The organism is Pseudoxanthomonas suwonensis 11-1 (assembly GCF_000185965.1).
In the GTDB taxonomy this organism is placed as follows: domain Bacteria; phylum Pseudomonadota; class Gammaproteobacteria; order Xanthomonadales; family Xanthomonadaceae; genus Pseudoxanthomonas; species Pseudoxanthomonas suwonensis_A.
In genome coordinates this window covers 1,565,255-1,578,375 of sequence record NC_014924.1, presented here as the reverse complement: position 1 = coordinate 1,578,375, position 13,121 = coordinate 1,565,255, and the positions used below count along the sequence as shown (strand labels likewise).

11 protein-coding genes are annotated in these 13,121 nt (G+C 69.4%); 3 read left to right on the top strand and 8 right to left on the bottom strand.

Annotated features, from left to right (window positions below):
- Positions 1–123 precede the first annotated feature (123 nt).
- The 3 genes from PSESU_RS07210 to PSESU_RS07200 all read right to left on the bottom strand — a co-directional run bounded on the left by PSESU_RS07210 (position 124) and on the right by PSESU_RS07200 (position 5,431).
- The gene (locus PSESU_RS07210; RefSeq protein ID WP_013535103.1) at positions 124–2,883 is read right to left on the bottom strand and encodes a TonB-dependent receptor; all 2,760 of its coding nucleotides are present in this window, start codon (positions 2,881–2,883) and stop codon (positions 124–126) included.
- Positions 2,884–3,439: 556 nt separating this feature from the next.
- The gene (locus PSESU_RS07205; RefSeq protein WP_013535102.1) at positions 3,440–4,354 is read right to left on the bottom strand and encodes an HDOD domain-containing protein; all 915 of its coding nucleotides are present in this window, start codon (positions 4,352–4,354) and stop codon (positions 3,440–3,442) included.
- Between the two features lie 147 nt (positions 4,355–4,501).
- Positions 4,502–5,431 carry a M14 family metallopeptidase gene (locus tag PSESU_RS07200; RefSeq protein WP_013535101.1) on the bottom strand — a complete coding sequence of 310 codons (930 nt, stop codon included), beginning with the start codon at positions 5,429–5,431 and terminating at the stop codon, positions 4,502–4,504.
- Positions 5,432–5,799: 368 nt separating this feature from the next.
- Between PSESU_RS07200 and PSESU_RS07195 the strand changes: the two genes are divergently transcribed.
- The 3 genes from PSESU_RS07195 to PSESU_RS07185 all read left to right on the top strand — a co-directional run bounded on the left by PSESU_RS07195 (position 5,800) and on the right by PSESU_RS07185 (position 6,815).
- Positions 5,800–6,090 carry a YkgJ family cysteine cluster protein gene (locus PSESU_RS07195; RefSeq protein WP_013535100.1) on the top strand — a complete coding sequence of 97 codons (291 nt, stop codon included), beginning with the start codon at positions 5,800–5,802 and terminating at the stop codon, positions 6,088–6,090.
- Between the two features lie 13 nt (positions 6,091–6,103).
- Positions 6,104–6,331, top strand: coding sequence for a hypothetical protein (locus PSESU_RS07190; protein WP_013535099.1), 228 nt, complete (start codon positions 6,104–6,106; stop codon positions 6,329–6,331).
- A 151-nt stretch (positions 6,332–6,482) separates the two neighbouring features.
- A complete protein-coding gene (locus PSESU_RS07185) occupies positions 6,483–6,815 on the top strand; it encodes a DUF6122 family protein (protein ID WP_013535098.1) in 333 nt (110 codons plus the stop codon).
- A 51-nt stretch (positions 6,816–6,866) separates the two neighbouring features.
- Here PSESU_RS07185 and PSESU_RS07180 read toward each other — a convergent pair whose 3' ends face one another.
- The 5 genes from PSESU_RS07180 to ligD all read right to left on the bottom strand — a co-directional run bounded on the left by PSESU_RS07180 (position 6,867) and on the right by ligD (position 13,116).
- Entirely contained in the window at positions 6,867–7,331 is a 465-nt protein-coding gene (locus PSESU_RS07180) for an FKBP-type peptidyl-prolyl cis-trans isomerase (RefSeq protein WP_013535097.1), read from the bottom strand.
- Between the two features lie 172 nt (positions 7,332–7,503).
- Positions 7,504–8,379: an acyltransferase gene (locus tag PSESU_RS07175; RefSeq protein WP_013535096.1), complete on the bottom strand. Its 876-nt coding sequence runs from the start codon at positions 8,377–8,379 to the stop codon at positions 7,504–7,506.
- Positions 8,380–8,680: 301 nt separating this feature from the next.
- Positions 8,681–9,043: a response regulator gene (locus PSESU_RS07170; RefSeq protein WP_013535095.1), complete on the bottom strand. Its 363-nt coding sequence runs from the start codon at positions 9,041–9,043 to the stop codon at positions 8,681–8,683.
- Positions 9,036–10,178 carry a two-component system sensor histidine kinase NtrB gene (locus PSESU_RS07165; RefSeq protein WP_041763974.1) on the bottom strand — a complete coding sequence of 381 codons (1,143 nt, stop codon included), beginning with the start codon at positions 10,176–10,178 and terminating at the stop codon, positions 9,036–9,038. The genes PSESU_RS07170 and PSESU_RS07165 overlap by 8 nt, the downstream gene beginning before the upstream one ends.
- Before the next feature lie 139 nt (positions 10,179–10,317).
- Entirely contained in the window at positions 10,318–13,116 is a 2,799-nt protein-coding gene (gene ligD, locus PSESU_RS16615) for a non-homologous end-joining DNA ligase (protein ID WP_013535093.1), read from the bottom strand.
- Positions 13,117–13,121: the final 5 nt, after the last annotated feature.

Sequence of the window (13,121 nt, the reverse complement as noted above, 5' to 3'; positions counted from 1 at the left end):
CACGCGCATGCGCCCATGCGGAAAGTTGGCATGACCTCCAGGCCAGTCCGCCGTGGCCTGGCGCAAAAAAATGGCCCGCCGGGAAGGGCGGGCCAAGTGGTGCTGGGAGGTTTTACGCGTGGATCAGAACTTGTAGCTCAGGCCCACCAGCCAGGTGCTGCCCCACTCGACGGTCTCGAGCGGACGGTCCTTGGTGCCGGCGTAGGTGCGGTAACGCGAGTTGTTGAGGTTGCTGCCCTGCAGGTACAGGCTCAGGCCCTCCATCGCGCTGCCGTAGCCGAAGCTGTAGGCCACCTGGGCGTCGATCGTGTCCTCGCCCTCGACGTAGCGCAGGGTGCGGGCGCCGTCGAAGTTGCCGATCTCGCCGATGAAGTCCGAACGCTTGCGCTGGTTCACGCGCACTTCGAAGCCATTGTTCTCGTAGTAGGCGGTGAAGTTGTAGACGCGCTTGGACAGGCCCGGCAGCATGATCGGGTCCGAGCCCACCGACGACACGGTGCCCGGATCCGGCGGGATGACGATGCTGCTGTCGTTGAAGCCGGCGCTGGCCACGACGCCGAAGCCGCGCAGGGCGTCGGAGAACAGGTCCAGCGGCAGCGAGGCGGTCAGCTCGGCGCCACGCAGGGTGCCGCCCTCGCCGTTGAACGGCGCGGTGTAGTTGCCGGTGTTCTGCACGACCACGCCCGGCGGCAGGGTGTCGCCGTTGGCGTCGAGCCAGGACTGGACCTGCGGGGTGAAGTCATAGTCGCTGCGCAGCTGGCTGTAGATGTAGGTGCGCAGGTCCTTGTAGAACACCGACGCCGCGATGTACGCCTTGTTGCCGAAGTACTTTTCCCACGACAGGTCGATCGCGTTGGCGGTCCACGGATCCAGCTCCGGGTTGCCGCCGCCGGCGCCCGGCTTGCCGGTGCTGGTGTCGACGCCGAAGTCCATCGAGGCGCGCATCTCGTCGACGCGCGGGCGCGCGACCTGGCGGGCCAGGGCGAAGCGCAGGGTGTTCTCGGCCGGCAGCTCGAAGGCCAGGTTCAGGCTCGGCAGGAAGTCGGTGTAGCTCTTGCCCTTGCTGATCGGCAGCACCTGGCTACCCACCGGCTGCGAGGCGTCCCAGTAGTTCGAGTCGGAGGACTGGTCGACGTGCTGGGCCTGGAAGCCGATGTTGCCGCGGACCGGCACCGAGCCGAGCTGGGTGTCGATGTTGGCGCGCACGAAGGTGGTGACGATCTCCTCGTCCACGCTCCACTGCTTCGGGATCAGGTAGTCGAGGTCATCGACCGGCGCGAACACCATGTAGCGCTTGACCGCTTCCGGCACGTTCCAGGCCGGGATCAGGCCTGCGCCGGCGAAGCCGAGGTTGACCGGCTTGTACTGCAGGTCGGCGGCGATGCTGGTCTCGCCCTGGGCGCCCAGGTTGATGTTGCCTTCGGCCTGGTGCTTGCTCTTGCTGCGGTCGGCGTAGTTCACGCCCAGGTCGATGTCCGACAGCCAGGACAGCGCCTGCGGCGCGTTGAAGTTGGCGACCACGCGGAAGCCGCGCAGCTCGTCCTCGACCTGCGGGACCTTGCCGTAGCCGGAGCCGTAGATGGTGTTGGTGAGGTACAGCGAGGCCGGGTTGGAGTAGTCCAGGCCCGGGGTCATCTGCGGGAAGCCATTGCCGCTGAAGTCCAGGGTGACCGAATCCAGCATCGGCGACGGCAGGCGCTGCAGGTTGTTCTCGAGGTTGGTCTCCTCGCGCTCGGCCTTCGACCAGCTCATGTCGACCATCAGGCGCCAGCTCTCGAACGACAGCTCGTTCTTCCAGCCGAAGGCCTTGATGCTGTCCTCGCGCTCGTTGTACATGCCGCGCACCAGCGGGTACACGTTGCGGGCGATGCCACCGGTGAAGCTGCCGTTGCCGTTGACCACGGCGTTGTCGACCTGCAGGCGGTCGAAGCCACCGTTGAAGTCGCCCAGGTGGATTTCCAGCTGGTTGGCGGTGTCGTGCTCCTCGGCGTCGGTGTAGAACGCGTCGAAGGTGCTGGTCCAGGTGTTGTTCGGGCGGTACTGGATGGTCGCCATCAGGCCGTCGCGCTCGGCCTTGCCGGTGCGACGCAGGGCCTTGATGCCGTCGGAGTAGAAGGTGCCCGGCTCGACGCCCGGACGCCAGCCTTCGCCGATCGCCTGCCACGGCTCGTACAGGCCGACCTGGTTCTCCTGCTTGGACATCTCCGAGTGGGCGAAGCCGATGGCCACGCCCAGGGTGCCGTCGGCGAACTTGTCGACGTAGCTGAAGCTGATGCGGTTGCCGTACGGATCCTCGCCGGCGGCTTCGCCCAACGAGTTCTTCTGGTAGCGGCCGCTGATTGAGAACACGCGCTCGCCGAAGCTCAGCGGACGCACGGTCTGCATGTCGATGGTGCCCGACAGGCCCTGGCCGACGAGGCCGGCATCCGGGGTCTTGTACACGGTCACGCCGCTGATCAGCTCGGACGGGTACTGGTCGAATTCGACGCTGCGGTTGTCGCCGGTGCTGACCATCTCGCGGCCGTTGAGCAGCGTGGTGGCGAAGTCGGGCGACAGGCCGCGGACGGAGATGACCTGGGCGCGGCCGGCCACGCGCTGGGCGGCCAGGCCCGGCAGGCGGGCGATCGACTCGGCGATGCTCACGTCGGGCAGCTTGCCGATGTCCTCGGCCGAGATCGCCTCGACGATGGAGGTGGAGTCACGCTTGACCGAGATCGCGCTCTCGATGCCGCGGCGGATGCCGGTGACGGTGACGGTGTCGAGCTCGGTGGCGTCGGCGGCTTCGCCGGCCGTGGCCTGGGTGTTCTGGGCGTGGGCGCTGGTCGCGGCAAGAACGATGGCGGAAGCCAGCGCCGCGCTGAGCAGGTTGCGCTTAAGGTACATGTTCCCCTCTCCAAGGACGTTGTGTTCGGGGGCGGGGTACGTCGCTGCGCGATCGCCCTGCCCTGCACGGGCACCGTGTACAGGCCCGGTGCGTGGCGGCAATGGTAGTGGCGGGTTCAACGTAGGGAAGCTTTGTGCATACGTATTCATTGCCTTCCGGGCCGGTTTTTCCGCTTTTCCGCGCAGCGGCGATCGCGATTCCGCGACGACAGCGCTGGACATTTTCCGCGCGCTTGTATGCAGCCTCCTCTGCAGGCACGCGCATTCGACGTCGCGGATTGCAGTCGCGCGCGATGCGCGTGCACCCAGCGGTCGCACAGCGGCGGCCGGCTCCGCGCGATCCTGCAGCCAGGCAAGCAGGCTGGCGGATGCGTTCGAGCCGTCGACGCGGGAGGGCTGCGCATGGTCGACAGCCGGTGCGCATCCGCCGGCCCACGACCCTCCACGCAGCACCGGTCGAGCGATGCTGCACATGCACATATAAATGAGGGCGACTGCGTGACTGGTGGCCGCGCCCTGCCTTGGCCAGCAGGCGGGGCGTCGCCCCGCACGGGTGTCAGGCTGCGTCGGTCACGGCTTCCGCCGCCGGCGCCTGCATGGCATCGACCGCGCTGTCGCTGGCCGCTTCCAGCAGCCCATCGAAGATGGTGGCCACGTCGGCCACGCCGGTCAGTGCCGGCAGCTCCCACGCCTGGGCAACGCCGCGGCCGATCCGCCGCGCCCAGCGCTGCAGCAGTTCGCCGGTGGCATGGGCATCCGGGGCCGCGCAGCGCAGCCGGGCGCAGGCATCGCGCAGCGCCTGCACCACCATGATCGCGCCCAGGCCCTGCATCAGCGCCAGCATCTGCGCCGCGAACACGGCATCGCGGCCACGCCCGGACGCGTTGCGCGCGACCAGTGCCGCGGCCAGTTCGGTGTGCTCCCACACCCGCTCCGGCAGGGTGCCGGTCGCGCCGCCTTCCAATCGCATCACCGGCTGCATCAGCGCCACCGCCACCAGCTGGCGCAGTCCCTCGGTGCCGACCAGCGCGACCGCGCGGTCCAGGCTTTCCACGGTGGACGAGTGCACCTTGTACATCGGGCTGTTGGCCAGGCGCAGCAGGTTTGCCGCCAGCGCCGGATCGCGGGCGATCACCTCGGCGATCTGGCGGCCGGAGGCGCGGTCGTCGTTGAGCATGCCCAGCAACTGCGGGAGCAACTGCGGACGCCGCGGCAGCCGCACCTTGTCGTGCACCAGCTGCAGCAGCGCGGCCTCGACCTCCGGCAGCAGGCGCGGATCGACTCCAGTCTCCGCCTCCAGCGGCAGGGCCAGCGCCGCCAGGCGCACGCTCCAGTGCAGGGCTGGCCCGCCCTGCGCTGCGACATCGGTGGCGGCTGGATCGCTGGCGTCGGCCCCATCCGCATACGGGCGCGACGGCGCAGGCGCGCCCTGGGCACGCCTGCTTCCAAACAGCCAGCCTATCCACCGCATGATGACCTCCTGTACCGCCCCTCCCCGACGGCAGGGCCGCCGGGTACGCATCGCCTGCCGGGCACCGGCGACCGCCTGTCGCGGCACCGGCCCTCCATCCGCGTGCGCGGATCGGCGCACATGTTGTCGGCCGGCGCCGGGAAAACCTTATGGACGCGCGACCGCCAGCACATGATCCAGCGCCGCGCATATGGCCGCGACCTGGGCCGCATTGCATTGTGCCGGCGTGGCCTGCGGGCTGTCCGGGTAGACCTCGGTGGTGGTGACGTAGGGCGCCCCGGTGATCCCCGCGCACAGCCCAAGCTCGACCAGCGGATAGGCGATCACGCCCGGGGCCAGTACCGGCGAGCCGATGATCCGGCCGTCCGCGTCGGCCGGTGCGATATGGGTGACCTTCGCCACCGCCTCGATCACCGCCTGCTGGAACTCCGGCTGCGGCCTGGCGCTGTCGTCCACCAGGTAGAAGCCATCGGGGATGTGGCCCGGCTCGAACGGCTTGCCATCGCGCGCGGCCAGCGCCGGGCGGAACTCGCTCTCGTCGCTGTCGGTGGTCTCGTGCAGGTCCACGTGCAGCACGAAGCGGCCGCGCAGCGGCTCCACCAGCTCCATCAGCGCCGCCGACTCGCGGGCCGGGCTGGGCTGGCGGAAGGAACGGTTGGGATCGATCGCATCGGGATTCCAGCGGTGGATGCGCTCGTAGCCCCACGGGCTGACACAGGGCACCACCAGCAGGTTGATGCGGCCGGCGTACGCCGCCGCATGCCCGCGCGCGAACAGCAGCGCACCCTGCACGCCACTGGTCTCGTAACCGTGCACGCCGCCGGTGACCAGGGCCACCGGCAGGCTGTCGTCCCAGCCACGGCTGCGCAGCGCCAGCAACGGGTAGTGCCCGTCGTCGGCGTAGTCGAGCGAGCCGTACTCGACCACGTCCCAGTCCCCGGCCAGTGCCCGCAGCGGCTCCACCACCTCTTCGGCGTGGCTGCGCTGGCGCCGCTGCATGGCAAGCCACTGCGCCTTCTCGGCCTTGCCCCAGGGCTGGCCGGGCGTGCCGACGGGATGGAATGGTTGCAGGTTCATGGTTGACCACCGGGAAGCATGAAGCGCGGGATGCTAGCAGCGACGAAGCGCGGGCGATGCGCGCGAAGCCCGTGGAATGCAGCGTTTTGCACGCCGTTACCGGCAGATCCCCCGCCAGTTCGGCACGGATCGCCGATTTGCGCTATACTCGGCCGGCATTCCGGCAGTCCATCCATCCGCGCGAGCTGCCACGCGCTCCACGCTTCCCGGTCCAGGCCGCATCCGCGCCGGCCGGCAAGCCGCTTCCAGGGCGTCGTCATCCTCCTTCCGGTCCTCCACGCCCACCGGTCCGCCGGTGTGGATACCGCGCTTCCGCGCAACCTGCCCTTCCCGCCGGGGACGAAGTCCTGAGCGCGTTGGAGGCCGGCGTGGACTGCAGGCGCTGCGACGCAGTGTGCTGCCGCCTGCCGGTCCTGCTGCTGCCGGGCGACCGGGTGCCCTCACGGTACATCGCAATCGACGAACACGGCCTGGAAACCATGGCCAAGGACGAGGACGGCTGGTGCGCGGCGATCGATCCGCTGCACCTGCGTTGCTCGATCTACGAAGACCGTCCCGCCATCTGCCGCGAGTTCGCGATGGGCGGCGGGGCCTGCATCGACATCCGTGCCCGCTACCGCGACCAGCGGCAGCGCGGCCTCCCGCTCACCCTCGACTGACCAAGGAGACGACATGGCCGTCCGCAAGACCGCTTCCACGTCCACCAAGGGCCGCAAGCTGGCCGACACCGGCAAGTCCGGCGGCACCCTCACCCGTGAGCGCATCGCCCACGACCTTGAGGCCTTCCGCAAGGCCGGTGGCCGCATCGAAGTACTGGGCAACACCCCGGTGCTGACCAAGGTCGATGCCCCCGCGCCGGAGGCTGCCGCCCCGGCGGCGAAGAAGAAGAAGGCCGCCTGAGCCTTCCGCGGCCGCCCCGTGCGCGGGGCGGCCGTCGCGCTTCCACGCGCCTCCGCCCGGCCCCGCGCGCCAGGGCGCTGATCCACCCGCCCGCGCGGTGTACCTGCAGCGCCGGCACAGGCAACATGCGCGCTCCCGCCGGAGCCCCGCCTTGCCCGAATTCGAACTTCGCCCGTTGCTGCATATCGCACTGCACGTGCTGGTGCCGTTGGGCGTGGCCCGCATCGCCTGGCCCAGGCACTGGCGCGCTGCCGCGCCATGGCTGCTGGCCGGCTGGCTGATCGACATCGACCACCTGCTGGCCGATCCCGTGTACGCGCCGGGACGCTGCAGCATCGGCTTCCATCCCCTGCACACCTGGCCGGCCGCCGCGGTCTATGCCGGCCTGATGCTGCCGCGACGCACGCGCTGGCTGGGCACCGGCCTGGTCCTGCATGTCGCGCTGGATGCGCTGGACTGCATCTGGATGCGCTACTGCGGATAACAGGACGCCGGCATTGCGCCGGCGTCCTGTCATGCATCCGTGGGAAGCGGATCAGCCGGCGACGCGGCCGTTCTGCTTCTCTTCCTCGGTCGCCTCGCGCACATCGGTGATGCGCACGTCGAAGTGCAGGGTCTGGCCGGCCAGCGGGTGGTTGCCGTCGATCCGCACCTGGGTGTCGTTCACCGCGACCACGGTGACCAGCACCGGGCCCTGGCCGCCATTGGCCTGGAACTGCATGCCCGGCTCGATGGTGTCGATGCCCTGGAAGGCCTCGCGCGGCACGTCCTGGACCAGGCCCTCGACGCGCTCGCCATAGGCCTCGGCCGGCTGCACGTCGACGGTCAGCGCGTCGCCCGCGCTACGGCCCTCGAGCGCCTTCTCCAGGCCCGGGATGATGTTGCCGCCACCGTGGAAGTAGCTCAGCGGATGCTCGTCCGGCGAACGGTCGAGCACCTGGCCGGCGTCGTCGGTGAGGATGTAATGGAACGTGGCCACGCGTGCGGCAGCGATCTCCATGGAAGGTTCTCCCTGGTAATTGATAAGGAAAGGGGGGAATGGGTGGATGGCCGCGAAGGACCGGTGGACTCACGGCGCCTCGGCTGTCGACCACCTTAGCCGCTGCCGCCGGCCCGCGCAAACCACGCCGGCCCGGGCGTTCAGCCCGAACCCCCGCTTCCTGCCGCGCGTTTCAGCGGCCCAGCAGCCGGTCCAGGTCGGCGTCCTTCTCCTGCCACAGGCCGTTCATCCACTGCTGGAAACGGGCGCGGAAGGAACGGTCGTCCTGGTAGTTGCCGCCGACCAGTCCGGCCGGGATCGGGCGCTGGCGCACCTTCACCCGCACCGTGCCGACGCGGTTGGCCATCAGGTCCATCATCGACGGGCGGCCGTCCGGATAGGCGATGGTGACGTCGAGGATCGAATGCAGGCCCTGGCCCATCGCGTCGATCACGAAGGCCACGCCGCCGGACTTGGGCTTGAGCAGGTGCCGGTACGGCGAGGACTGCTGCGCGTGCTTGGCCGGGGTGAAGCGCGTGCCCTCGACGAAGTTCATGATCGACACCGGGATGTCGCGGAACTTCTCGCAGGCCTTGCGCGTGGTTTCGATGTCGCGCCGCCCCAGCTCCGGGTTCTTCGCGATCTGGCGGCGGTTGTAGCGGCCCATGAACGGGAAATCCAGCGCCCACCAGGCCAGACCCAGGACCGGCACCCAGAACAGCGATCGCTTGAGGAAGAAGCGCAGCAGCGGCACCTTGCGGTTGAACACCTTCTGCAGCACCAGGATGTCGACCCAGCTCTGGTGGTTGGCCAGCACCAGGTAGTGGCCGTCGCGCTCCAGGTCGGCCATTCCCTCCAGTTCGAAGCGGGTGCGGGTGAAGGCGCCGATCATCCAGGTGTTCACCGCGATCCAGTTCTCCGCCAGCCCGGTCAGCAGCGGGTTGCAGGCGCGCCAAACCGGACGCAGCGGCAGCACCGCCTTGACCAGCCCGACCAGCAGCAACGGCACGGCGTGGACCAGGGTGTTGAGCACGACCAGCAGGAGGATGGGCAGGACACGCAACGGCATGGATGGCACCGGACAGCGATACGGACGGCGGCGCAGGGTAGCAAATCGGACGGGCAAGCCGCCGACGCCAGGTGCACGCCGCGCGCAGGCATTGCCGCCTCCCAGGGGGGAGGAAGGACTGGGCGCAAGGAAGAAAAAGGCCGCACGAGGCGGCCGAGCGGCGCCAGGGATTGGGGACTGGCGCAATAGTGACGGCGCTGGAGGGCCGTCCGGGGAATCCGCATAGTCTGCGGCCCCCGGGGGCGGCGGACCATCGGGCGACCGCGGCCCTTCGTGTAGGGCTTTTCCGACCCCGGCCGGCTCAGGCCGGGCTGCCGGTGGCCCCCGCCAGGGTGTCGATCAGCTGCTGCACCCGGAACGGCTTGCCCAGGTAGACCACCGATTCCGGCAGCGGCGGCAACTGCGCAGTGGCGTAACCGGATACCAGGATGGTGCGGCAGCCGGGGCGCACGGCCTGGGCCGCCTGCGCCACCTCCACCCCACTCATGCCGCCGGGCATGCTGATGTCGCTGATCACGAAGTCGAAGCCGCCCTCCTCGTCCAGCAGCCGGCGCGCCTGGTGGCCGTCATGCGCCTCGACCACGGCGTAACCGGCATCTTCCAGCGCGATGGTCGTGACCATGCGCAACAGGGCATCGTCCTCGACATACAGCACCCTAGGCATCGTTGGTGTTCTCCGGAAGGGGAATGGCCATGGTCACGCAGGTGCCCTCGCCCGGCGCGCTCTCGATGGAAGCGAAACCGCCGGACTGGCTGGCGAACCCGAAGACCTGGCTGAGACCCAGGCCGCTGCCGCGGCCCACGTCCTTGGTGGTGAAGAAAGGTTCCATCGCGCGCAGGCGCACGTCCTCGCGCATGCCGGGACCGTCGTCCGCGACCGAGACATGCAGGTGGTTGCGCCCGGGCACGGCCTCGAGGTGCAACCCGGCGCGGGGACGCGCGATGCGGGTGGCGATGCGGATCGTGCCCGGCGTCTCCATCGCGTCGCGCGCGTTGGCCACCAGGTTGACCAGCGCGGCTTCCAGCTGCTCGGCATCGACCATCACCCGGGTATCGGCCTCGGCCAGTTCGAACACGCACTGGGTGATCGGGCCGGCGGCGCGGCGGTAGACCTCGCTGGCGCCGTCGATCAGTGCGTTGACGTCATGCAACTTCGGCTCCAGCGCCTGTCCGCGCGAGAAGGCCAGCATCTGCCGGACCAGCCGTGCGCCACGGCCGGCGGCCTGGCGTGCCGCATCGACCAGGACCTCGCGCCTGCGGCCCTCGGCCACGTCCAGCTGGTCCAGGCTTGCAGTAATCACCGCCAGCAGGTTGTTGAAGTCGTGGGCGATGCCCAGGGTCAGCTGGCCGACGGCGGCGATCTTCTGCGCCTGTGCCAGCGCCTGCTCAGCCTGGCGCTTCTGCTCGGCGGCGAGGTGCCGCGCGGTGATGTCACGGGTAATCTTGGCGAAGCCGACCAGCTCGCCGTCCTGCCAGATCGCGTCGATCACGATATGGGCACGGAACCGGCTGCCGTCCTTGCGCACCCGCCAGCCCTCGGTCTCGTAACGGCCATCGCGCGCGGCGATGCCGAGCGCACGTTGCGGTTCGCCGCGCTCGATGTCCTCCTGCGGATAGAACCGCGAGAAGTGCTGGCCGATCACCTCGGCATCGGTATAGCCCTTGATCCGCTGGCCGCCGGTGTTCCAGCTCAGGATGGTGCCCGATGCATCGAGCATGTAGATCGCGTAATCGGTAACGCCCTGCAACAGCAGGTGCTCGTCACCGGGGCTGGCGTGTGGCGTGCCGGTGGCGCTCATAGCGACGAAACGTCCATCAGTGCGCCCCCCCTTGTCGTCCGCGGGGCGGACAGGGCCGGTGGAGGATGACACCCCGGCGCCAATGGCGCCATCGATATCGTTGTTTTCCCGGGAAATCGTCGAAATCATACCGGCAGCCCTACTCGTCCCTGGCCCAGCGCGCGAGGTTCTGGCGCAGTCCATCGATTCCCTCCCAGGGATCCTTGCGCCTGCGCCGCAGGCGTTCCGGCACGTCCCGCATCGTGTAGACGTCGGCGCGAGGCAGTCGCGCCAGCTCGTTCCAGGCGATCGGCATCGCGACCGGTGCGCCCGGCCGCGCACGCAGCGAGTAGGAAGCCACCGCGGTGGCGCCGCGACCGTTGCGCAGGTAGTCGACGAAGATGCGGCGGTTGCGCAGGCTCTTGGTCGCGGTCGCGACGAAGCGGTCCGGTTCGGACCTGGCCAGCGCATCGGCGAAGCCATGGGCGAAGCGCTTGGTCAGTTCCCAGTCGCAGCCCGGCGCAAGCGGCACCACCACGTGCAGGCCCTTGCCGCCGGTCACGCGCAGGAACGACGCCAGCTCCAGCGCTTCCAGCTGGCGGCGGATATCGACCGCGGCCTTCTTGACCTCGGCGAACGGCACGTCCGGGCCGGGATCCAGGTCGAACACCACGCGGTCGGCATGGTCGGGGTTGTCGGCATGCGAGCCCCAGGGATGGAACTCCAGCGCATTGAACTGCACCAGCTCCATCAGCCCACCCTCGTCCTCCACCACCAGGTATTCGGCGTTGGTGCCGCTCTCCTCCTTGAGCTTCACCGAGGCCACCCGTTCCAGCCCGGCGGTCAGGTGCTTCTGGAAGAAACACTGCCTGCCCGTTCCGGACGGACAGCGGATCACCGAGAGCGGACGTCCGACGATCTCAGGCAGCAGGTGGTCCATCACCGCCGCGTAGTAGTCCCATACCTCCTGCTTGGTGGCGCGGATGTCCGGGAACAGGACCTTGGTGGGGCTGGAAAGCCTGGGCCAGTCCTGCGGCGTGGTCGCGCGCTTGCGACTGGTGCCGGCGCTGGCCTTCGTCGGCGTGGCGGCGCGGGAGGCGCCCGTCTTCGCGCCGGGAGTCTTTCCTACGATCTTGCTGGCCGATGTTTTCGCGGCCTTCGCGGCGGCCTTCTCCGCAGGAGCCTTTACTGCCTTCTTCGCAGCCTTCGTGGGTGCGCCCTTGGCAACTGCCTCGCGTGCCGGCGCCTTCTTCGTGGCCGTCTTCGCGGTGGCGGTCTTCCCCGCCCCCCCCTTCGTCGCCGCAGTCTTCTTCGTGGCTGCCTTCCCCTTTGCCGCCATTACCGTCTCCTCCGCGACACCCGGGCCGCGGTCGCTGTCGTACAGGTCTTCGATGTCCTTGTCCGGGCGCAAGGTCTTCAACGAGGCCTGGCGCAGCAGCTGCTGCCCGCCGATGCCACGATAGAAGACCTCGACCACCATGCGCGGCGGCACCCAGGTCGCGCGACGCAGCGCGGTGTCCATGGTGTCCACGTGCGCGGTCGGCTTGCTGCTGGTGTCCTTCGCCAGGCGCGGTGCCAGCTCGCGCAGCATCTCGTCGCTGAAGCCGGTGCCTACCCGGCCGACATAGCGCCAGCCATGCTTCGCATCCGGCCGCGCCAGCAGCAGCGAACCGAAACCGGTACGGCTGCCCTGCGGCGCGGTATAGCCGACGATGGCAAACTCGTCGCTGGCCAGCTGCTTGGTCTTGCGCCAGTCGTCGCCGCGTCCCGGCCGGTACGGACGATCGGCGCGCTTGGAGATGATCCCCTCGAAGTGGCGCTCGGCAGCCAGCGCGATCGCCTGGCGGCCGTCGCCCGGGATGTGCGAGCTGTAGGCCAGGTGCGCGGGACCCTTCTCCAGCACCGCCTGCAGCAGTTCCTTGCGCTCCAGCAGGGATGCCTCGGTGATGTCCACGCCGTCGACGTGGAGCAGGTCGAACAGCACGTAGGCCAGCGTGCCCGGTCGCTCGCCGGACAGCGTGGCCTGCAGCAGGTTGAAGTCCTCGCGAGTGCCGCTGCCGGCGATCAGCTCGCCATCCAGCGCCGCGCTGCGCAGGCCCAGCGCCTTCACCGCGTCGCGGATCTCGGGAACGCGGTCGGTCCACTCCAGCGCGTTTCGCGACCACAACCGCACCTCGCCCTCCTCGACGGTGGCGAGGATGCGGTAGCCATCCCACTTGATCTCGTGCAGCCACTGCTCGCCCTCCGGCGCGGCCTGGCCCAGGCGTGCCAGCTGCGGCTGGAATGGACCGTCGGGCGCATCGGCGGCGCGCGAACCGTCCAGTGCCAGCGCGCGCTTCTTCCAGTCCTTGCGCCGCGCACGCGGCGCCGGCACCGCGGCCAGGCGCCTGGGCTTGGCCTTGCCGCTGCCGGCGCGCTTGCGGTCGGCTTCCGGCGGGGGCGTGACCTCGGCCAGCAGGTCGTCGGCCTCAAGGGTGCCGGCCCACCCATCCTTGTCCTTGAACAGCAGCCACTGCGGCTGGCGAGCGGGCTTGCCCGAGCGCACCAGGTGCCAGCCGCCCTTGAGGCGGTCGCCGAACAGCTCGAAACGCAGGTGGCCCTTGGCCAGCTGCTCCTCCGGGTCGCCCGCGGTGGACCACACGCCATGGTCGAAGCGGGCCACGTGGCCGCCGCCGTACTCGCCCTTCGGGATATCGCCCTCGAAGCCGGCGTAGTCCAGCGGATGGTCCTCGACTTCCACCGCCATGCGCTTGACCGAGGGGTCATAGCTGGGCCCCTTGGGCACGGCCCAGCTCTTGAGCGCATCGCCGACCTGCAGGCGGAAGTCGTAGTGGCGACGACTGGCGTGGTGGAGCTGGACCACGAAGATCGGGCGCTGCCCGCGCGGCGCAGGCTTGCCCGGTTCCGGTTCGCGGGTACGGTCGAAGCTGCGCTTGCGCCGGTAATCGACCAGGCTCATGCCAC